Genomic DNA, 22975 nt, shown 5'->3' with positions numbered 1-22975 from the left:
CCTTGGAGGGTTATAGTGAATAAACAAAAAAGACCTCCAAGGTTTTTGAAACCTTGGAGGTCTTTAATACCTACTTATACTTTACAATTCTCCTACATCTATTTCCTCTCCGAATTTATTGAGGAATTTGTATTCTGTAATGGCCAGTGAGGAGTCCTGAACCATTTTGATCCATTTGAAATATTTCAAAAACCACTTTAGCCTTCTTGACATGGTGCCTTTTGTAAAATAGGCGTAGATGAAAGGATGAACCACTACGGTTATGTCCTTGTCATTCTGTTTAGTCATCAGGTGGTCTACAGATCTTTCTATAAGGTCTGAAACCAGTATAGAAGCGCTTATTTTGCCTGTTCCCTGACAGGTAGGGCAAACTTCTTTAGTGGTAATGTTCATTTCTGGCCTTACCCGCTGTCGGGTGATCTGCATCAGGCCAAATTTTGATAATGGCAATACGGTAAACTTAGACCTGTCAGCGGACATTTCGTCTTTGATGACTTTGTAGATGGTCTTTTTGTTCTCTGCCCGCTTCATATCAATGAAGTCGACCACAATTATACCGCCCATATCGCGCAGCCTGAGCTGGCGTGCTATTTCCTTGGCGGCCTCAATGTTTACCGATAGAGCCGTAGCTTCCTGGTCTTCTTCACGATTAGACTTGTTACCGCTGTTTACATCGATAACATGAAGGGCTTCCGTATGCTCTATGATCAGGTAGCCCCCACCTTTGAGGCTTACTGACTGCCCAAAGGCAGACTTAATCTGTTTTTCAATGCCAAAATTCTCGAAAATCTTTGCTTTTCCGTTGTAAAGCTTAACGATTTTCTCTTTGTCAGGGGCAATGGTCTTAATGTAGGTCCTTACTTCATCGTATATCTCTTTATCATCGATATGGATGTTGTCAAACGACTCATTAAGAACATCTCTTAGAATAGATGAGGCTTTGCTCATCTCTCCGATTACTTTTTCCCTTGGTTTGGCTGTTTTAAGTGTTTTTGCACCCTGATGCCATATGTCAAGAAGATGGCGAAGATCTGAATCTAGTTCCCTTACATCTTTGCCCTGAGCTACTGTTCTTATAATTACACCGAAATTCTCAGGTTTAATTGACGACACCAGTCTTACGAGTCTCTTTCGCTCGTCGCTGCTGCTTATTTTCTTAGAGACATTTACTGTGTTCGAAAAAGGAACAAGCACTAAATATCTGCCTGCCAGAGACAACTCGCAGGATAATCGTGGCCCTTTTGTTGATATAGGCTCTTTTACAACCTGTACTAGTATTTGTTGATTCCTGGAAAGTACATTGGTGATCTTCCCATGTTTATCTATGTCTGGCTTTAAGCCAAATTTTTCCAGTTTACTGGAGGTATTTTTTTTTGAAAGCGCGCGCTTCGTGAAATCCTGAAGCGAACTGAACTTAGGTCCCAGATCGAGATAATGAAGAAAGGCATCTTTCTCATAACCTATATCAATAAACGCTGCGTTGAGACCCTGAACCACTTTTCTGACAGTGCCCAGGTATATATCTCCTACTGTAAACTGGTTACCATCTTCGTCATGATGGAACTCAACAAGACTTTTATCTTTTAATAGGGCTATACGACATCCGTTTTGAGTTGAATTGATTATTAATTCGTTACTCAAAATGTATGTGATTTGAGATTAAAACTTATTTTAAAAAGATGTTGTATAGACGCACAGTCCCGGCATAACCGGGACTATGATCAAGAATTACTTCTTCTTATGTCTGTTTTTTCTCAATCTTTTCTTTCTCTTGTGAGTAGCAATCTTATGTCTTTTTCTTTTTTTACCGCAAGGCATATCTTTAAAATTTTTGCTCCCGATGCATCGGGACAGTTAAACAATTTTTTAATTTATTCAATTTCTTCCAGATAAGAATCCACCGTAGCGTGTACCTGTGGATCGTCATCCAGCTCTTTTACTTTTAAAAACTGCTCTTTGGCTTTATCCTTTTGTCCGGTCTCCATGTAGCTGACTCCTAAAAAGAAGCGGGCCTGTGTGTTTTCCGGGTATAACTCTACCAGTTTGCTGTAGCGTTCAATAGCTTTATCATACTGGTTAGACTGCATGGATAAAGCTCCCATATTAAACAGGGCCTTTTCGTTTTTCGGATCCTGCTTTAAAATTTCCCTCAACATCATAATACCCTGCATAGGGTTCGATGTCGATAAATAAGTCATAGCCAGATTGTTCTTTACATCCAGCCTGTCAGGAGACTTTTCCAATACCTTTTCATAATATTCCCGGGCTTTTGTTCCCATTTGAGTCCTTTTTTCTGCATCCATTGCAAAACTGAAAGCCTCATAATATGTGTCACCGGCTCTCTGCCAGTTTTCCACATTTGGAATATTTTGAGCAATGATTTCAACGAACTTAGCTGCACTATCGTATTTACTCGCGCTTAGATACAGCTTTGCCAAAGAGTCCGCAAAGATAACACTTTTTTCAATATTTTTACTAGCGGTAAGTTTTTCCTTTAAAATTTTGATATTTTGTCGGGAATTTTCCGAAAGCTCCATGTCGTGGGTATTGGCAGGTGCGGGCTCGGAGCTGGGCGACTCAGCCGTAGAGGTTTCCTGGGAAGAACCTAACCCTTCTGAGTCGTTGTCGACAACCACTTTAGGAAGACTAAAAATGAGCAGCACCAAAAGGGCTGCGCTGGCTATTAATATTATCCTTGTCTTTAGCATCAAGTTTCTGTTAAAAAATGAATGCAAAGTTCAAGGATAATATTAAGATTTAAAAGCAAAGGGTATATTAACTGTTTGCGTCCTTTACTTTGTCGCTGGTCTTAATTTTCTCAATAAATACTTTTGAAGGCTTGAAGCTTGGTATGTAATGCTCGTCGATTACGATTGCCGTATTCTTGGAAATGTTCCGGGCAATTTTCTTCTTGCGCTTTTTGTTTACAAAGCTGCCAAACCCTCTGACGTAAATATTATTGCCTTCTGCCATTGAGTTTTTTACAATATTGAAAAATGCCTCAACAGAAACTGTTACGTCTGACTTGTCGATTCCAGTCTTCTCTGATATTTCGGATATTACTTCTGCTTTAGTCACGAATAATAGTCTTTTTGATTAACGATATTAATTACTAGGTGTATATTGGTCAGCAAATTTAGGCTCCGTGGGATTATAAAAAAATTAACTATGCCAAAAATCTAACACCCCATTTTGAGCATTTTTTGACTAAAAAATAACTTAATTGGATAACAAAAAATTCGCTAAAAAGTTAATTACATGGTATAACATGCATAAACGGGAATTGCCGTGGCGTGATACTACCGATCCTTACAAAATATGGCTCTCAGAGATCATTTTGCAACAAACGCGTGTGGTTCAGGGCCTCCCTTATTACAACAGATTTGTTGAACATTTCGAAAAAATTGATGAACTGGCAGCGGCCAATGAGCAGGAAATCCTACGCTTATGGCAAGGGCTAGGATATTACTCAAGGGCCAGAAACTTACATAAGTGTGCAAAAATAGTTGCAGAAAATTTGGGTGGAAAATTCCCTTTTGGGTATAAAAACTTGTTAAAACTACCCGGAATTGGTAAATATACTGCAGCGGCAATTGCCTCATTTGCATTCAAAGAACGGGTAGCTGTAATAGATGGAAATGTGTACCGGGTACTGGCCAGAGTATACGGTATAAGCGATGATATTTCGAGCGGTACTGGGCAGCGCAGGTTTGAAGAATTGGCCAATGAACTGATACCGGAAGATCAGCCGGATGTCTATAACCAGGCTATCATGGAGTTTGGCGCCACCCACTGCACGCCCAAATCACCGGCGTGCGCCGAATGCATATTTAATATAGAATGTCATGCGCGTATCCATGACTTGCAGAAGGAGCTGCCGGTCAAACTGGGAAAGGTAAAGGTCAAGAATCGCTACTTTCACTATATAGTATTTAAAAGAGGAAATGATATGGCGATGAAGCAACGCCAGGACAATGACATCTGGCGTGGGCTTTATGATTATATGCTCTATGAACATGATGAATTCAGGGACTTTGACCAACTTGTTAATAATGATAAGTTTTTAAGTGACCTGGCACCTTATATAAAAGAGGTAGAGGTTAGTGCCGATTATAAACATGTGCTTACCCACCGAAGACTTCATGCGCGTTTTTTTACTGTTGATCTGGAGCGCCATGAAGAAGTTTTAAGCAAAATAAGCCGCCAGGGACTGCAGTTTTTTGATCATGACGATATTCATGAATTGCCCAAGCCTGTTTTGGTTTCTCGTTATTTGAATGATACTATTTTTTAGTTAGATTTATAAAACATTAGTAGCTTTGCAAAAAGATAAAATGAGAAGATTAAAACGAGAATATGTCAGGAGTTAACAAAGTAATAATTGTTGGAAGGTTGGGAAAGGACCCTGAAGTAAGACATTTGGAAAGTGGAGCCTCAGTAGCCAATTTCCCCGTGGCTACTTCGGAAGTATATAAGGACAGGAACACAGGCGAAAGAAGGGAGCAAACCGAGTGGCACAACGTGGTGCTATGGAGAGGCCTGGCTGATATAGCTGAAAAATACCTTAATAAAGGAGATATGGTCTACATCGAAGGTAAACTTCGTACCAGATCGTGGGAAAAAGATGGTGTGACCAGATATACTACAGAGATCGTTGGAGATAACATGACCATGTTGACCCCCAAGGCTATGTCTGAAGGTGGTGGTGGCGGTAATACTTCTGCACCATCTAGGTCACAGGAAACCGCTCCTTCGCAAGCATCGGCTGATATTACCGTGGATGATGAATCTGACGATCTGCCATTCTGATTTTTAGAATAAATCCTGAGTATTGGAAACAATAGACGAACCTCCGAGTCAGTATTTATTAGCGACAATCTTCAGTGGGGATTCGCTGTTTTATTTAATTAGCGGCATAACCCTTCTGCTGTTGCTCGTGATGTCAGCATTGATAAGCGGGTCTGAGGTAGCATTCTTTTCGCTTACCTCAAAAGATATAGCCGAATGTAAGGAGAGTGAAGATGTACAGGACAAGCGGATAGTCTTCCTGATTAGGCACCCTAAGCAACTGTTGGCAACTATACTTATCATGAACAACTTTGTAAATGTTGCCGTGGTTACGTTGTCAACATTTGTAATGTGGGAGATACTTAACTCCAAGACTACCGAGGGAACGCCGGTTATCATCCTTACCGCCATTACTACACTAGGTATTGTATTCTTTGGAGAGATCTTGCCAAAAGTTTACGCTACGCCTAACAACCGCAGGTTTGCCAGGCTTACCTCTGCAATGCTCAAATTGATGAGTACGATATGCAGACCACTGTCATTTTTACTGGTTACCAGCAGTAGTGTTATAGAAAGGCGCTTTACAAAAAAGGGCTATGATATCTCTGTTGAAGAGCTTCATCATGCATTAGAAATAACTACCACAAGCGAGGAGACCACCGATGAGGAAAAAGACATCCTTAAGGGTATAGTCAACTTTGGGACTCTTACTGTTAAGCAGGTAATGAAATCCAGGATGGACATCACTGCGTTTGACATCGAAATGGACTTTCATGACCTGATGGATAAGATCAACAAGTCCGGGTTTTCTCGCATCCCTGTTTATTCTGATACTATAGATAACATAGAAGGGATCTTATACATCAAAGACTTACTTCCTTATGTGGATCAGGACGAATCGTTTGACTGGCGCAAACTGCTCAGGCAAGGGTTCTTTGTGCCGGAAAACAAGAAAATTGATGCTTTGCTGAAAGACTTTCAGGAAAAGCGTGTGCACATGGCTATCGTGGTGGATGAATACGGAGGTACCTCGGGTCTGATCACTCTTGAAGATGTCATAGAGGAGATAGTAGGAGAAATAAATGATGAGTTTGACGATGAAGATATTGCATATAGCAAACTTGATAAGTATACTTACCTTTTCGAAGGCAGGACCACCCTCAATGATTTTTGCAAGATCCTGGAGGTAAGCCCGAACACTTTTGAAAAAGTAAAGGGTGAAAGTGAATCACTTGGAGGCCTGTTGCTTGAGATTAATACCAAACTTCCTTCTGCAGGAGAAAAAGTATACTATGACCGGTATGTTTTTACTGTTGTAGCGGTTGATAACAAGCGTATTAAAAAGGTGCGGGTCTTTATAAAAGAAAATGATGAAGATACAGGAGATTATAACTAAACTATGGTTGGCTTTTTTCATAGTTTTAGTTTTGTGGGGTTGTGAGGTAGATTACGCACCAAAGCCTAAAGGGTACAACCGCTTTATTCTTCCCGAGCATGCTTATCAGCCATTGCCGGATACACTCCCCTATCATTTCGAATATTCGAAGCACGCACGCCTGCTCAATGACTCGTCATGGATATCGGACCGTTACTGGGTGGAGATTTACTATCCGCAGTTTAAGGCAGATATACATATTACTTATAAAGTGGTCAATAGTATGGATTCGTTGAAAGAGTATTTTGATGATGCCTATTTTTTAACAGCTAAGCACCAGATCAAGGCTTCGGCCATTGATGAGGCTATATCCAAAACTCCATCGGGAAAAACCGTGATTTATGCCGAGCTGGAAGGAGAAGTACCCAGCCAGTTTCAATTTATCTCAACTGACTCCACGGAGAACTTCCTGCGTGGGGCTCTTTACTTCAATACTCAAGTTCAGAACGATTCCCTGCAACCGGCTATTGAGTACGTAAAAGTGGATATCGTACACATGATGAATACCCTGAAGTGGAACGACCTCAAAGGGAGCAGCAGGAATTAACGCAAAAGAAAATTTTTGGCTAGTTTGCAGGCATGCAAGGATTCTTTGATACAAAAATAGAATTCCTCAAAGGAGTTGGCCCTCAGAAAGCGGCACTACTAAACAAAGAGCTCAACATATTTACCTATGGAGAACTGCTGCAACACTATCCGTTCAGGTATGAAGACCGCACCAAGTTCTATCCGATCAATGAACTGAACGGCACTATGCCCTATGTTCAGATCAAAGGGAGGATACGTAATATAGAGGCTGCCGGCCCGCCACGTAAGCGAAGGCTAAAGGCTTATCTGCGCGATGAAACAGGTGAGATTGAGCTTGTTTGGTTTAAAGGAGTGCAATGGGTGCTGCAAAAGCTCCAGCCTGGTGTGGAGTATATGGTATTTGGGAAACCTACCGCCTTTGGCAGTAAACTCAATATTGCCCACCCGGAATTCGAATTACTCACCCATCAGAATGAGGATTCCAGCTATCTGCATCCTGTATATTCCACTACCGAGAAGCTTAAGAAGAAGTACCTGGACAGCAAGGCCATTTCCAAGTTGCAGAGAACACTTCTGCAACTGGCAGAGCACCGGATAAGAGAGACATTGCCCCAACAGCTATTATCGGATTACAGGCTACTCTCAAAGAAAGAAGCTTTGTTTAATATTCATTTTCCTCAAAACAATGAGCTGTTGCAAAAGGCCAGCTTTAGATTAAAATTTGAGGAGTTGTTTTATGTGCAGTTGCGACTGCTCAAGTTAAAGCTTGCAAGAATAGATAAGTTCAAAGGCCAGGTATTCCATGATACTGATCTACTGACGAGGTTTTATAAGGAGCACCTGCCCTTTGACCTGACCGATGCCCAGAAGCGGGTCATTAAAGAGATCTATCATGATATGAAGTCGGGGCGGCAGATGAACCGCCTGCTACAAGGAGATGTGGGAAGTGGTAAAACCATAGTGGCTTTTATCTGTATGCTGCTGGTGGTGGGTTCTGGAGCGCAAGGTGTAATGATGGCTCCAACCGAGATTCTGGCGGCACAGCACTACCAGGGGCTGAAAGAATATGCAGACCGCATGGGTATTACCATTGCCTTGTTGACAGGCTCCACCAGGAAAAGTGAGCGAAAGGTGATCCACGAATATCTGAGGTCAGGTGATCTAAACATTATCGTAGGTACCCATGCCTTACTTGAAGATATCGTACAGTTCAAAAACCTTGGTTTGGCTGTGGTGGACGAGCAGCACCGCTTTGGAGTAGCCCAGCGATCGAAGCTATGGCAGAAAAACAAGGACATTTATCCTCACGTGCTGGTAATGACAGCGACCCCTATTCCCCGTACGCTGGCCATGACATTGTATGGTGATCTTGATATTTCAGTCATTGACCAGCTTCCGGCCGGAAGAAAACCTATCAAGACAGTGCACCGCTATGATGCAAACCGCCTGAAAGTAAATGGCTTTATTAAGGAGCAAATTAATGAGGGACGGCAAGTTTACATTGTATACCCATTGATTGAAGAATCAGAGAAACTTGACCTTAAACACCTGATGGATGGCTACGAAAGTATCTGCAGGTCGTTCCCTGATATTCCGGTAAGTATAGTGCATGGCAAAATGAAGCCCGATGCCAAGGACTATGAAATGCAGAGGTTTGTAAAGGCAGAAACCAAGATCATGGTGGCTACTACAGTAATAGAAGTAGGAGTAAATGTGCCCAACGCCTCAGTTATGGTCATCGAAAATGCCGAAAGGTTCGGCCTGGCGCAGTTGCACCAGCTTCGCGGAAGGGTAGGCCGGGGGGCAGACCAGTCATATTGTATCCTCATAAGTAACTATAAATTAAGCAAGGAAGCCAGAGTACGCCTGGAGACGATGGTAAGGACCAACAACGGGTTCGAAATAGCCGACACGGATTTGCAATTGCGCGGTCCGGGAGATCTCACGGGGACTCAGCAAAGCGGTGTGCTGGACCTGTTGATTGCTGACCTTGGGAAAGATGGCAAGATCTTGCAGGCCGCCAGAGGTGCAGCTATAGCCATACTTGATAAAGACCCGGACCTGTCTCACCCGGATAACCGCAACATCAGAAGCCAGATCGAGTCAATGCGTAAAACAGTCGTTAACTGGAGCAGGATCAGTTAAAAGACATTATAAATACTATATTTGTGACTCCACTAAAAATCGTACACTAACCATGAGAAAAAAAATTGTAGCTGGAAACTGGAAAATGAATAATACCCTCGACGAGGGATTAAAGCTTACTTCTGAGATTGTTAATATGGTATCTGACGAAGTACGGGGAGATGTGCACATCGTTTTGGCCCCTCCTTTTATTCACTTAACCCAGGTAAAGAAATTGATATCCGGTGTTGATAAGGTATACCTTGGAGCGCAAAACTGCAATGATAACGCACAGGGTGCTTACACCGGTGAGGTTTCTGCTGCCATGCTGGCTTCTGTAGGTGCCGAATATGTTATTATAGGACACAGTGAGAGAAGGGAGTATTTCAATGAAAACCATAAGCAACTTGCCCAAAAGGTAGATCTGGCCCTGGAAAACAACCTCACTCCTATCTTTTGTTGCGGGGAGTCACTGGAAGTAAGGGAAAACGGCTTGTATAAAGAATATGTTTGCAATCAAATTGGCGATAGCCTGTTCCACCTGCATGATGATAAATTTTCAAAAATAGTAATTGCGTACGAGCCGATCTGGGCCATAGGAACAGGAAAAACAGCTTCATCCGATCAGGCGCAGGAAATGCACGCCACAATTCGTGAGTTTATCGCTGAACGGTATGGTGGAGAAATCTCCGAAAACATGTCTATACTGTACGGTGGAAGTTGCAAGCCTGACAATGCCAAAGAACTATTTGCCTGTAAAGATGTGGATGGAGGTTTGATAGGTGGTGCCTCTTTAAAATCCAGGGACTTCACTGACATTATAAAGTCATTTTAATGAGCGCAGAGAAACTTCCGGCAGAGTTTATAGGGGTTAAATTTTCTTGTAGTGAAGATTTTGCTGAAATCATAATAGCTGAGCTCGGTGAGCTTGGCTATAACTCTATGATGGAAACAGAAGAAGGTGTGGAGGGCTATATCGAAATAGAAAAATTTTCTGAACAGGATGTAAAAGACCTGGTCGCAAAGTATGCAGAGCTTACACCGATAACATATACTACAGAGGAGGTAGAAAGGAAGAATTGGAATGAGGACTGGGAGAAAAACTATGATCCCATTATAGTGGAAGATCAATGCCTTGTGAGAGCTACTTTTCACAAGATAGATGAGCACTATCCGTACGAAATCATCATCACTCCCAAAATGTCATTTGGTACCGGCCATCATGCTACTACCTACCTGATGTTGAAAAACCAGATGGCGCTGGATCATAAAGGTAAGCGGGTACTGGATGCCGGCTGTGGTACTGCTATATTGGCCATCATGGCATCAAAGCTCGGGGCCAGAGAAGTTGTAGCCTACGATATCGACTCCTGGAGTATAGAAAATGCCCCTGAAAATGTGGAATTGAACCATTGCGATAATGTTAGTGTTTTTGGTGGGACCATTGAATCGCTACAACTGGAAGGGCAATTTGATATCATTCTGGCCAACATCAATAAGAATGTATTACTTGATGAAATAAAGCACTATCAGGCTTATTTACCTGAAAAGGGAATCCTTGTGCTAAGTGGGTTTTATGATGCTGATGATCAGGATCTGCAGGACGAGGCAGCCAGATATGGGCTTCATTTACTGAGCAATTCGACCAGGAATTATTGGTCGTCGTTGGTTTTTGAGAAAAGGTAGAAGAAAAAGTACCTTCCATTTAATTTTTTCGTTAGCGATTGTGTTTACAAGTAATCATCATCAATTGGTTTATTCACAATAATTTAGGAATTTCAGGGGATTGATCATGTGGCAAACTTTTAGATACTTATTTTTTCTGCTCTGCATGTTGGGCTTTAATGCCTTCTCACAAAGCAACGGACCTGCTGTCCCAAAGGATACGGTTCGGGTGATGCTAAATGATGAGAGGGCCCGCCAGGTTTTGGGCATCAGTGATGAGTTCCAAATGGCCTGGGTGCGACTGGCCAAAGACCAGCAGGATAAGGTGATTGCTCAGATAGCAACCCTGATGAATAACAGGAATGGTAACAAGACTATCTATGCTGCTTATTTTGCAGCCATAGCTCATGCTGTGAACACTGAGGGTGCCAATGCACAAAAAATGATCGAATACCTCAATGTCACAGAAAAAGTAATTGCGAATCATACACAAGCAGAACTACTGCGATACTTTCAGGTTACCGGGTCTTTTTTTGAGCACCATGCACTGTTTCATGCCAGGTCGAATAAGTTATATGTCAGTAATGATGAATATTACATTGAATATATAGAAGATCCTGCGGTGATAGCAGTGGAAGAGGAGCCTGTTGTGGAAGAGGAAGACCCCTACCAGGATGAAGGTGCTTCAGACGACGAATACTTTGATGAGTGGGACGAAGAACCCGCCGATGATGACTGGGATACGGAATGGAACGATGACGAATGGGAGGAAGAGCCTTACCAGGAAGATGATCTGACTGAAGACCAGCAGATGGTAGAGGCCATAAGAGGAGGACCTGCTTTGCCTGTCATTAGCGGCCCGGTGATCCGGTTTGAAAAAGCTACTTTGAATTTTTCAACGCAATATGATTCCGTGTTTCTGGAAAATACCAAGGGATCGTTCCTCATATTGAAGAACCAGTTTGTTGGTGATGGCGGAAAGTTCGGCTGGTCTATGGCTGGCCTTAGTGCAGATTCCGTTTTCTGCCAACTGAGTACATATAGCTTTGAGGTAAATAAACCAAGGCTCCAGGCTGAGGCTGCTAAACTCACCTACAAGGGTAAGCTCGTGGATCCTGTTGAAGGTGTTTTTGAATATAAAAGCGTTAAGCATGATACAACGACCGATGCGAAATACCCTCGCTTTATGTCGTACTACAGCAATATCAGAGTTAACAACATAGGTGAAGGCCTGATTTATAATGGCGGCTTTTCATTAAATGGTAGGAAAATATACAGCTCCTCTGTACTAGGTGAGCTTTCAAAGATTGAGGTTCATGGGCAATCATCAAAAAAATTCAAAGCCAAAGCAAAAATATTCGAGTTTTCAGATTCTGTAGTTACTGCTGACAGGGCTTCGATAGTGATTTATCAAGGGAATGATTCCATTTCGCACCCTGCAGTGCGGGTTAATTATGACTTCGTAAATAAATACCTCGTTTTACAAAAAGATAAGGGAGGTTTCCGCAACACACCTTATACGGCTACTTACTTTAATGTAGATTTTACCGCGGATATTATAAGATGGCACCTCGATTCTGCCACACTTGAAGCTTCAATACTGGAGGGAAGACGAATTGTTCCTGCCCATTTTGAATCATCAGACCACTTTAATGAGGAGGATTATCGTGGTTTGGGCGACAAGATCTATCCATTCAACCCATTGGCGCTTGTAGTCTCCTACTCAAGGAAGAATAGAGAAGATGAATTTTATGTTGACCAACTGGCAAGACATTTCAAAAAAGATGTGAGGGTGCTTAAGGGAGCCATGCTACATCTTGCACAAAAAGGACTTATTGGGTATGACTCCAATAAGGGACTCATTACCGTTAAAGATAAAGGTACACATTTGTTTGATTCAAAATTCGGGAAAAAGGATTTTGACAACATCGTTATCAGCTCTGTAATACATCATAAACCCAATTCAACACTAAACTTCGAAGAACGCACCTTTAAGATCCGTGGTGTAGACGGGTTTAAGATCAGTGATTCATTGAACGTTGTGATTACACCTGACAGCAGTGAGGTGACGTTAATGCGTGATAGGGACTTTAAGTTTAACGGAAAGATCAACGCAGGTAATTTCGAATATATCGGTCGTGATTTCACCTTTAAATATGATAGCTTCCTTATTTACCTTAATGAAATTGATTCAATTCAATTTTATGTAAAAGATGAAAACAGCAGGGGAAGATCAGGAAGACGCAAGGTAGACAATGCCCTTGTATCGGCAGACCCCGATACGCAGGATGGTGGTGTTGCAAATAACCTGCAGGCATCTTCGGGAACCCTGTTTATTAACAAACCTGGTAATAAATCAGGGAAAGAGAGCCTTCCTAATTTCCCTAAATTCGATTCCGGAAAAGGTGCTGTAGTATACTTTGACAGGAAGGAGGTGCTCTCGGGAGTGTACGACAGGTCTATGTATTTCCTTGTGCCACCTTTTGGTATTGACAGTTTGGGGGGCTCCGATCCTGCGACCATTGGTTTTGAGGGATCATTTGTATCCAGCGGTATGTTCCCAACTTTTGAAGAAAAACTACGGGTGCAGCGCGATTATTCAATGGGCTTTACACATACGGTGCCCCAGGAAGGGTACACCTTATATGAAGGTGAAGGAAAATTCTACAACACACTGAACCTGAATAAAGATGGTCTTCGGGGTAATGGTAGAATAGATTTTCTCACAACCTCACTGGTGTCCGAAGATTTTGTGTTTTATCCTGATTCAGTAATCACCCAGGGAGATTATGTGGAAATACGTGAGCAGGAATATAACGGAGTAATTTTCCCTCAAGCCTCCGTAAAGAACTACGACATGAAATGGTTGCCTAAAAAGGACAGCATGTATATCAGCAACCTTGATGAACCTATCCAGTTTTATAACGAAACAGCGTCTCTTGACGGTACCACTATTGTTTCCAATCACGGAGTCTATGGTTCCGGTACACTTCTTACGCGAGGTTCCGAATCCATCTCAGACCAGATCACATTTAAACATGACCGGTTTTCTGCCAGGCATGCAGATTTTGAATTGAAATCGGATAACCCTGATAAGCCTGCACTTGCCGGTGACGATGTTAGTTTAAGGTTTAACCTGGATGAAAACTATGCCGATATCAGTCCCGAAGTAGAAGGACAGGCGGCGCTGGAGTTTCCTTATGCCCAGTTCAGGACTTCAATCACCCAGGCCCGATGGGACCTGAATGAAGAGAAGATCACCATGAAAAAACCCGAAGGTGTACCTTTGGAAAGTTCATACTTCTATACTACCCGTGAAGATCTTGATTCCCTTCGGTTCAACGCTACTGAAGCAGTCTATGATATTAATACCCTTGAGCTTAAGGTTAGCGGTATACCTTATATAGTTGTTGCTGATGCTAAGATCACCCCTGAAAATAATGAGGTGCTTATTTTGGAGAACTCCAAAATAGGAACACTTACTAACACCACAATTATTCTCGATACGCTCAATGAATATCACCGCCTGACCGAAGGTGTTATTGACATTAAATCAAGAAATGAATTTACCGGTTATGCCACGTACCAATTTGTAAATTCCTTGAATGATACTGTTCCGATCAAGATGGAAAACTTTCATTTGGAAACCATGCAGGTAGCCAGTTCGAGGAGAAAAGAGGTGTTTGAGCAGCATACAGTGGCTAATGGTTCCGTGAGCGAAACGCAAAATATTCTGATCTCTCCGGGCATGTTCTATAAAGGAGACATGACTTTGTACGCGCATAAACCTGCGATGCAATTAGATGGTTATGTGAAACTTGACTTGCACGAGCCTGGCTTTAATACGTGGATACAGCACTCCAGTACTGGTGACCAGCGCGATGTAATGATAAATTTTGATAATTCTGTTACCGAAGAGGGCAGAAAGCTGGAAGCTGGATTATTCTTTTCATCAGGTGATAACAGCCTTTACAATACATTTATTACTGAAAAGTATACGCCGGATGATGAGGAATTCTTTGTGCCGTCCGGAATATTGTATTTTGATAAGAACAACAACGAATACGCTATAGAAGACACTTTAAAAATGGCCGGCAAGAAGATGTCGGGTAAAATTTATCGCTATAATCAGGATACAAAAGACATTCGGTTTGAAGGGCCTGTTAATTTTATGCGACCTACCAAAGATGTCACCCTCAATGCAGCGGTACTTGGCCATGGTAATATTGACAAGAACGAGTATAACCTGAATAGCATGCTTGCGATCAATTTTTCACCGGTGCCTTCGCAGGCGTTTGATATTATGGCCAGGGATATTGTTGATGTAGTCAATAATCTTGGCGCACCGGAAGGTCTTGGGGATCAGACGCAGCTTATATATAAACTAGCTGAGATTATAGGCGAAAGGCCTGCAAAAGAGTATGAAAAGCTTTCACTACAGGAGTATGTTTCTTTAGGAGGCTTTGCCAAGGAGACTGCCGTGCCTCTGGTATTTACTAATGTCGATCTTAAATGGTCACAGGAGTATAAGGCTTTTTACAGTGAAGGTAAACTTGGAATGTCCAACATTCTAAAGACCGATATCAATGGAGCCTTTGATGGTTTTATGGAGATAAAGAAGAATGAAGCAGGCGGAATAATATTCAATGTATTTATTAAAGCCTCTCCGGCATCATGGTTTTACTTCAGCCTTGAAGACGAAAGGTTACTAACCTATTCATCCAATGAAAATTTCAATGATGTAATCAGCAAAAAAAGTAATGGTACAAAAGCAAAAATCGGCGATCTCATCTTTGCCCCTGCAGATAAAGCCGAAACACTGAACTTTATCAACAGATTCCGGTTAGAATATTATGGGATAGATGAATTTTATGACCTGGATTCTGAGGTAGAGGAAGTTGTAGACGAAACCCCTGATGATGGTTTCGGAGGTACGGAAGAAGACGACGGGTTTGAGGATGATGACGATGGGTTCTGATAATTCCCGGTACCTCAAAAAAAAATTCATTATATTTGAGACTAACTGTTTAGGGAAGAAGTAATGTGTTTCTTCCTTTTTTTGACCTAACTATAAAATATGGAAATAGCTGCAATTGGAATAGCATTAATTTTAGCATATCTGCTTGGTTCAATACCCACCGCTGTTTGGTTTGGTAAAGCCGTACATGGAATAGACGTAAGGGAACACGGTAGTGGAAACCCTGGCGCTACGAATACATTCAGGGTTTTGGGAAAAAGGGCCGGTACAATAGTTATGCTTGGTGATATTATCAAAGGTATGGCAGCCACTTCTTTAGCAAGAATATTGCTCAATCTCGACTTTATTGAGGAGCAAAACCTGGTAACATTTAAACTCATCCTTGGTGTGGTCGCTGTTTTAGGCCATGTATTCTCAGTATTTATCAATTTTAAAGGAGGTAAAGGTGTGGCCACACTTTTAGGAATGATGATCGCTATCCATTACGAAGTGGCTCTGCTTTGTATTGTTATCTTCCTTATTACCCTGCTGATCTCCAAATACGTATCACTATCTTCAATCATTGGAGCTTTGTCATTTCCAGCCCTGCTTCTGCTGGTGCCCAGGTTTAAGACCAATGAGCCGCTACTGGTAATTTTCGGTTTCTTTCTCTTCATCGTGATTGTATGGACGCACAACAAGAATATCCGACGCATTGTGGAAGGAGAAGAAAACAAGACGTACCTGATCAGGTTTAAAAAAGATTAAAGCATTGTGTGAGGGCAATTTAACATTGCCCTTTTTTGTAGGCCAGGCTGAAAACCTGCAGAGCAAATGGATCGGAAAGCAAAACATGTAGTGTGAAGCTTGCCAATGAAAGTAAACCGCACCTATTGTTATTTTATACAAGTTTGCCTACTGCTTTTGCCGATTGCCGTTAACCACGTCTGTCAAGCAAGGAGGTGAAAAGTTAGTATCTCATCATAAATTCCTCGTGATCCTTTTTCATTCCCCTCCTGTCTTAAAATAGCCTTTTATCCAGCTTATGGTTACAGTTAAATAATTCGGTGATCTTCTGCCGTGTCTTCTCCGTATAAAGACTGATCGTCAGAACCTACTTAATCAATCTTTTCACCTCAAATTATTTAACCATGAGATCAAAAATTTTACAACTTTTTGTGGTGCTCCTGAGCGTCTGTCTATTTCATCAGGCCTCCCTGGGGCAGGGAGTTACACTCCCTCAAGTAAGTCCGGCTGCAGAGGTAATGCAGCAAGTAGGTATATCCAATATTACGATCAATTACTCCAGGCCCAACGTAGTGAGTCCACAAGGCGAAGACCGTACGGGAAAAGTATGGGGAACCCTTGTGCCCTACGGCTTTAATAACCTGGGATTTGGTACTGCAAAAGCATCACCATGGCGTGCAGGAGCCAACGAAAATACCACTATAGAATTTAGCCATGATGTCAAAATCGAAGGAAAGGACCTGCAGGCTGGCAAATACGGTTTGCATATGGCTATTGCGGAAGATGGCACAGTAACCATTATCTTCTCAAAAAGCACAGAAGTGTGGGGCAGCTATTTTTACGATGAAAAAGATGACGCGCTAAGGGTTAGCGTGCAATGGGAAGATCATGAAGCCACACCGTTGCTTACCTATAATTTTGTGGAGGTGACCGATAGACAAGCCGTGATAGCCCTTGACTGGGAGAAAAAAAGAATCCCTTTTAAGGCAGAGTTTGATACTCCCGAACTGGTGTTTCAAAATTTACAAAACGAACTTCATTCCAGCCCGGGCTTTACATTGAGCAACTGGAACGCAGCCATTGGGTATCTTGTTCAAAATAATATTCACTTGGATGAGGCACTGAATTGGGCCAACAATGCTATAGAAGGCCAGTTTTTTAGTGAGGAAAACTTCAGAACACTTCAAATGAAGTCTATGGTGCTGGCCGCCATGGGGAAAAATGAAGAGGCAGCGAAGGTTATGAACCAGGCTTTGGATAATCCAACTGCTGCCGTTGCCGATTATTATACATATGGCCGTCAACTAATCGCTCAAGATAAGGACGCTGAGGCACTGGAGGTATTTAAAAAGGCCAGCAAGAAGTGGAAGGACCATTGGCTGGCTCCCCATGGATTGGCTCGGGGTTATTCTGCACTTGGGCAATATGACAAAGCGCTAAAGCTCGAAAGGGATGCCCTGGCAAAGGCCCCTGAAAACAGTAAAGTGTTTTTGGAAGGATATATCAAAACCCTGGAACAGCAGAAGGATTTTAACTAAAAAGCACACAGGTTTACTGCGGAACTTTTCTTCGCGTTTAATGAATGACGGAGATTGTTCCGCAGTTTTTTAAAAGGCACTTTATTCATATACAAGTTGACAGCTTGTAAATACTCCATAACCATCGTAACTTTCGTTCTGTTTTGATCTGAATAAGGTCTGAAAATGAAACTGAGCGTTAATGAAGTTGCTTACCAACCTTTTCCTTGTTTTGGCTGTAATGTGCCTTATATTTTTAATCATAGGGCTCTTTAAACCCTGGGTTATGCTCTGGTGGGAAGATACTCAGAACAGGAAAAAGGTGATAAAACTTTATGGCATATCAGGTATATTGTTTTACGCCATGTATCGTTTACTTGAGCATTTTTCCTAAGGTCTTTGGGTAATTGCTATCCTTTTGTTCTCCTCTTTATCCGTAAAAGCAAACAGATAGAGATTGCCACCATCTTTTAAACCAAGCTTCTTTTTGATCACCTGCACTTCATCCGGGAAATTCCGGGCAGAGACATTGGCTTTTTTTCCAGGTAAATAAGCAGCAACAGTTTTTTTGTTATAAGGTACTACATCAATGATACGGAATCTTCTACCTGGGAAATCTGTGTTTTCTGCACTACTCGTATAAAGGTGGGTATGTGCATGTAGTTTTTTTATGTTATAGGCCTGTGCGATACTTTTGAAAGCACCGGCTTTCAGAATTGCACTGTTAGGCTCGTATAAAAATTTGTCAGGAAGGCCGTACTCCGCCGTTGCATTCATTTCAGATGATCTATGGAAGCTGAACCTTTGCCTTTCTCCATTTTTCCGGATATTAACCGTATGTATTACCGGATTATCTATTTCAGGCTGACGCAGCAGGTATAGTACCTCTTTACATTCGTTTTCCACGGACACAATGTGAATTTCTTGTACAAACCTGAGGTCCTGGACAGAGCTTTCAATATCCAGCATCGGAGAGGCTTTTATCAACACAGTATTTGCCCTGGCCATCAGGTCTGGCAAAATTTCAGTTACGTTGGGCTCGCAGTCACCAAACCTAAAAACCCTTTGGGCGTGTTCATCCCTTCTGGCAGGATCGAGATAAATGACATCTACTTTGGAGGTATGTTTTAAAAAATTCTCTGCCTTATCATTTTTGCAGACAATGTTTGTGGCGCCAAGGGAGCGCAGGTTATCCGATGTGATTGAGGCAAGCTCCTCATTTTGCTCAATATAAGTCGCCTTCTCAAAGCTCTTGCTCAAATAGTAAGTGTCAACCCCTGCGCCACCAGTGAGATCAATAACCGAATTGCCACTAATTATGGATGCCTTGTATTTAGCGGTGATCTCAGATGAACACTGCTCCATGGAGATCGTAGGAGGAAATATTATACTTTGGGCTGCATACCATTCAGGCAGTTTGGTTTTTGCCTTTTGTCGTGCAGTAATTTGTGCTGCAATTAATTTTATGGATACGCCATGAACTTCCTTATGCTTGAGAATAAGCGTCACCGGGTCATCTTTTTCATGAGCTTTGATGAATTGCTGTACTTCTGGTTTGAGGAGGTCCTTCATTAAAATGCTAAATGTAGATATAAAAAATGCCATCCCTGAATGCAGGAATGGCATCTGATGAATTCATTTTTTAATTAGTAAACGAGATTGTTTGCAGCAAGGAATTCAGCTATCTGAACAGCATTGGTAGCAGCACCTTTTCTTAGGTTGTCAGCCACTACCCACATGTTTAAAGCGTTTGGCTGGGATTCATCCCTTCTGAGTCTACCTACAAATACCTCATCCTTGCGATGAGCATTTAGCGGCATAGGATAAACAGCATTTTTAACATCATCCTGTAGTACTACTCCCTGTGCGTGGCTCAAGAGCTCCTTTACTTCTTCCAGGTCAAAATCCTTATGGAATTCGACATTGATGGATTCAGAGTGGCCACCCATAACCGGCAGGCGTACAGCGGTAGCAGTGATTGCGATACTGTCATCACCTAAAATTTTCCTTGTCTCGTTGACCATTTTCATTTCCTCTTTGGTGTATCCGTTGTCCAGGAATACATCTATATGAGGCAATACATTCATATCAATTTTGTGAGGGTAAACTTTCTCCCCTTCCACACCATTTCGCTCATTCATAAGCTGATCAACGGCAGCTTTACCGGTACCTGTAACTGACTGGTAAGTAGAGATAACCAGTCTTTTTACACCATATTTCTTGTGCAAAGGTGCCAATGCCATTACCATTTGTATGGTTGAACAGTTAGGGTTTGCGATGATCCTGTCGTCAATTCTTAGCTCTTCGGCATTGATCTCAGGTACTATAAGTTTATGGTCAGGGCTCATTCGCCAGGCAGATGAGTTATCAACCACTATACATCCTACTTCCGCAAACTTCGGGGCCCACTCTAGTGAAGTACCTCCACCGGCAGAAAAAATGGCAATATCCGGTTTACTAGCAATGGCATCCTCCATGCCAATAATCTTGTAGGATTTACCCTTGAAGGTTTGAGTTTTACCAACCGATTTGGCAGATGCCACCAAAAACAATTGATCAAATTCAAAATTTCTTTCTTCAATTACCTGCAAGACTTCCTGTCCTACGAGGCCTGTTGCTCCTACAATAGCTAGTTTCATTTTAGTAATAATTTTTAATTGCTGAAACTGACACAGTTCCTTTCAGTGCAGAGAAATTGCACTATGTCCGTTCCATGTTGACATAATATGTACTCAAAAATACTACTTTTGTTTTTTACAGCTACCGTTAATATAAATTTAATTGCCTTGTTAGCGCATTATAAGCTCTGTTTAGCACTTCTTTTTCTCTTTTTGGTAAATCACCGCGGTCAATCTCAGTTTGCAGATGATTTTTCTGATGGCAATATCACTGCCAATCCGGTATGGGTTAGTTCCAATCTATCAGGGAATGGCGCTGATTTTCAGGTCAGTAGCGGAGTGTTGCAGAGCAATGGTCCGGCTGCAACTTCTACGCTGTGGATCAGTAATAACCATGTTCCGGATGTGAGCCAGCTACAGGTGGTATGGGAGTTCAAAGCGAGGTATGATGCTGCTCCCAGCAGCTCCAACAATGTGGAGGTTTACCTTTTTAGTAATAGCAGTGACCTGACCGCAACCACGGAAGGATATTTTATCCGTCTGGGAGAATCGGGGAGTAACGACGGGATTGAATTGTTTAAAACGGGCTCTTCTACACCCCTGATTGCAGATCCAAGCGCATCTGTGGCAGCCGGTTTTGATGTGAGCATAAAAGTTACCCGTGATACTTCGGGAAAATGGATTCTTGAAGCAGATATTTCCGGAGGTTCGACGTATGAAGTCATTGGAACAGCAATAGACAAGGAGTTTGTTAACGGCGATTATTTTGGTTTTAAAGTCGAACACACAAGCACCAGGAATAAGGCTTTTTTCTTTGATGATGTGGCTATTACTTCCAGTGATCAGAAGGCTCCCGGTTTAGTCGCATTAGAGGTTGTTTCCGATTCACAGCTCGATCTTATCTTCTCCGAAAATTTGGACAAGCAAACCGCAGAAGATGTAAATAACTATGTGGTTGACCATAGTGTAGATCAACCCACATCCGCCAGTTTAGATGATATAGCTCCAAACGTGGTACATCTGAGTTTTGAACAAACCTTTTCGGTAGGTAGCACTTACCAGATCAACATAGTGGGTATTGAGGATCTTGCAGGCAATACTACTTCATCTATACTTGCCGGGTTTGTCTACTTTGTTGAAGAGCCTGCTGTGAGTAAAGATGTTATTATCACCGAGATAATGGCAGACCCCAGTCCGGCTAATGACCTGCCTGAAAAGGAATTTGTTGAAATTTACAATAACAGTGATAAGGTTTTTGACCTGGCCAACTGGCAATTTTCTGATTTAAAAGATGCCGGCATATTAAGCCACCACTACCTATTTCCCGGAGATTATGTGATCCTATGTTCTAAAGATGCTATAAACGAGTTTCAGCAGCTCGGGGCAGTGATAGGTTTGGATATCTGGCCAACACTAAATAATAGTGAGGATTTTCTGCAGTTACGAGATGTCAATGGCGTGGTGTTAGATTCGGTGCATTACTCCAATAGCTGGTATAAAAGCTCGTTCAAATCAGAAGGCGGCTGGTCCCTCGAATTGATCGATCCTGCCAACTTATGCAGCAGTATTGATAATTGGGTGGCATCTGAGCAACTTTCCGGAGGTACCCCGGGAGCTGCTAATTCCGTATTAAGCCAGAATCCTGACCTGACTCCTCCTCAAATCACCGAAGTGCTGGGGCTTCGGCCGGATTCAGTAATAGTGAGGTTTAATGAGGTACTTGATACGGATATTGTTCCTGGTAATTTTACCCTAAGCCCGGAGATTGGGGTATCAGGTATAGCTTTACAAGACAACCTTACCGAAGTGGGGTTGAAACTTTCTGGTCAATTGCAGGGAAACACACCATACCAACTGAAAGTAAATAGCATCAGAGATTGCAGTGGCAATCTTATCAATAATGAAACCACCTATGATTTTTATCTGGTTGAACCGGCGGATAGCCTGGAAGTGATCATTAATGAAGTGCTCTTTAACCCCTATTCAGGAGGAGTTGATTTTGTTGAGCTCTACAATAACTCCCCTAAGTATATCAATCTTAAAGGTTGGGCTATGGCTAATGCGGAAGTAAATGGGGGTAAATATGATAAAAAGCAAATATCTTCGATAGCTATGCGCGATATAGTTATGAAGCCGCATAGCTACCTGGCTGTAACTGAAGATGGAGGTATATTAAAGGGACAATATCCAAATTCTAAAGAGGAGGCTTTTATTGAGGTAAGCAAATTGCCAGCTTACAACGATGATGCCGGTGTGGTTATACTGTTAAATCAGGATTCTGCACTTATGGACCTGTTTGAGTATAGCGAGGCGTATCATTTTGCCCTGCTTGCAGATAAGGAAGGTGTATCTCTGGAGCGAGTCTCTTTTTCGGCTCCAACAGATGATGCCGATAATTGGAAGTCAGCATCTTCCACTGTAGCTTTTGCCACCCCGGGATATATTAATTCCCAAACCCGGCAACATACGCAAGCGGTTAACGGACAAATTGTGGCTGACCCAAAAGTGATAGTTCCGGATGGTTCGGGCCGGAATGATTTTACGGTTATTAACTATGCATTTGACCAGGCGGGTTATGTAGCCAATACTCGAATAA

General features: G+C 42.2%; 16 protein-coding genes. 11 read left to right on the top strand and 5 right to left on the bottom strand.

Translation table 11 applies throughout. The features are described from left to right. Positions 1-81 precede the first annotated feature (81 nt). The 3 genes from E1163_RS21410 to E1163_RS21400 form a co-directional block, all read right to left on the bottom strand. Positions 82-1641 carry an Rne/Rng family ribonuclease gene (locus tag E1163_RS21410; protein WP_155174510.1) on the bottom strand — a complete coding sequence of 520 codons (1560 nt, stop codon included), beginning with the start codon at positions 1639-1641 and terminating at the stop codon, positions 82-84. Positions 1642-1871: 230 nt separating this feature from the next. Then, the gene (locus E1163_RS21405; protein WP_155174509.1) at positions 1872-2708 is read right to left on the bottom strand and encodes a tetratricopeptide repeat protein; all 837 of its coding nucleotides are present in this window, start codon (positions 2706-2708) and stop codon (positions 1872-1874) included. A gap of 67 nt (positions 2709-2775) precedes the next feature. Further along, the gene (locus E1163_RS21400) at positions 2776-3078 is read right to left on the bottom strand and encodes an HU family DNA-binding protein (protein WP_202857020.1); all 303 of its coding nucleotides are present in this window, start codon (positions 3076-3078) and stop codon (positions 2776-2778) included. 145 nt (positions 3079-3223) lie between these two features. Here E1163_RS21400 and mutY point away from each other — a divergent pair, with 145 nt between their 5' ends. The 10 genes from mutY (at position 3224) to E1163_RS21350 (ending at position 17782) form a co-directional block, all read left to right on the top strand. Next, positions 3224-4294: an A/G-specific adenine glycosylase gene (mutY, locus tag E1163_RS21395; RefSeq protein WP_155174508.1), complete on the top strand. Its 1071-nt coding sequence runs from the start codon at positions 3224-3226 to the stop codon at positions 4292-4294. A 62-nt stretch (positions 4295-4356) separates the two neighbouring features. Then, the gene (locus tag E1163_RS21390; protein WP_155174507.1) at positions 4357-4809 is read left to right on the top strand and encodes a single-stranded DNA-binding protein; all 453 of its coding nucleotides are present in this window, start codon (positions 4357-4359) and stop codon (positions 4807-4809) included. A gap of 31 nt (positions 4810-4840) precedes the next feature. Then, on the top strand, positions 4841-6184 hold the full coding sequence (gldE, locus tag E1163_RS21385) for a gliding motility-associated protein GldE (protein WP_343033911.1): 1344 nt from the start codon (positions 4841-4843) through the stop codon (positions 6182-6184). Continuing rightward, positions 6156-6770 carry a gliding motility lipoprotein GldD gene (gene gldD / locus E1163_RS21380; protein WP_246223810.1) on the top strand — a complete coding sequence of 205 codons (615 nt, stop codon included), beginning with the start codon at positions 6156-6158 and terminating at the stop codon, positions 6768-6770. The genes gldE and gldD overlap by 29 nt, the downstream gene beginning before the upstream one ends. 32 nt (positions 6771-6802) lie before the next feature. After that, complete coding sequence (gene recG, locus E1163_RS21375; RefSeq protein ID WP_155174505.1) at positions 6803-8896, top strand: ATP-dependent DNA helicase RecG; 2094 nt, start codon at positions 6803-6805, stop codon at positions 8894-8896. Positions 8897-8948: 52 nt separating this feature from the next. Then, complete coding sequence (gene tpiA, locus E1163_RS21370; protein WP_155174504.1) at positions 8949-9710, top strand: triose-phosphate isomerase; 762 nt, start codon at positions 8949-8951, stop codon at positions 9708-9710. Beyond that, positions 9710-10561 carry a 50S ribosomal protein L11 methyltransferase gene (gene prmA, locus E1163_RS21365; RefSeq protein WP_155174503.1) on the top strand — a complete coding sequence of 284 codons (852 nt, stop codon included), beginning with the start codon at positions 9710-9712 and terminating at the stop codon, positions 10559-10561. Before tpiA ends, prmA begins: the two co-directional genes overlap by 1 nt. 106 nt (positions 10562-10667) lie before the next feature. Beyond that, positions 10668-15518: a hypothetical protein gene (locus E1163_RS21360; RefSeq protein ID WP_155174502.1), complete on the top strand. Its 4851-nt coding sequence runs from the start codon at positions 10668-10670 to the stop codon at positions 15516-15518. Between the two features lie 99 nt (positions 15519-15617). Then, complete coding sequence (gene plsY, locus E1163_RS21355) at positions 15618-16265, top strand: glycerol-3-phosphate 1-O-acyltransferase PlsY (RefSeq protein WP_155174501.1); 648 nt, start codon at positions 15618-15620, stop codon at positions 16263-16265. Positions 16266-16648: 383 nt separating this feature from the next. Beyond that, the gene (locus E1163_RS21350) at positions 16649-17782 is read left to right on the top strand and encodes a DUF2911 domain-containing protein (RefSeq protein ID WP_155174500.1); all 1134 of its coding nucleotides are present in this window, start codon (positions 16649-16651) and stop codon (positions 17780-17782) included. Positions 17783-18151: 369 nt separating this feature from the next. Here the strand turns inward: E1163_RS21350 and E1163_RS21345 are convergent, their stop codons facing one another. Next, positions 18152-19333: a class I SAM-dependent methyltransferase gene (locus E1163_RS21345; RefSeq protein WP_185156166.1), complete on the bottom strand. Its 1182-nt coding sequence runs from the start codon at positions 19331-19333 to the stop codon at positions 18152-18154. A 74-nt stretch (positions 19334-19407) separates the two neighbouring features. Then, positions 19408-20400 carry an aspartate-semialdehyde dehydrogenase gene (locus E1163_RS21340; RefSeq protein WP_155174498.1) on the bottom strand — a complete coding sequence of 331 codons (993 nt, stop codon included), beginning with the start codon at positions 20398-20400 and terminating at the stop codon, positions 19408-19410. Between the two features lie 147 nt (positions 20401-20547). Between E1163_RS21340 and E1163_RS21335 the strand changes: the two genes are divergently transcribed. Continuing rightward, the coding region (locus E1163_RS21335; protein WP_185156165.1) for a lamin tail domain-containing protein at positions 20548-22975 on the top strand (2428 nt) is incomplete at its 3' end.

Origin of the sequence: Fulvivirga kasyanovii, from assembly GCF_009711405.1 — a bacterium.
GTDB classification, from domain to species: domain Bacteria; phylum Bacteroidota; class Bacteroidia; order Cytophagales; family Cyclobacteriaceae; genus Fulvivirga; species Fulvivirga kasyanovii.
This window is presented reverse-complemented; position numbering and strand designations above follow the sequence as displayed.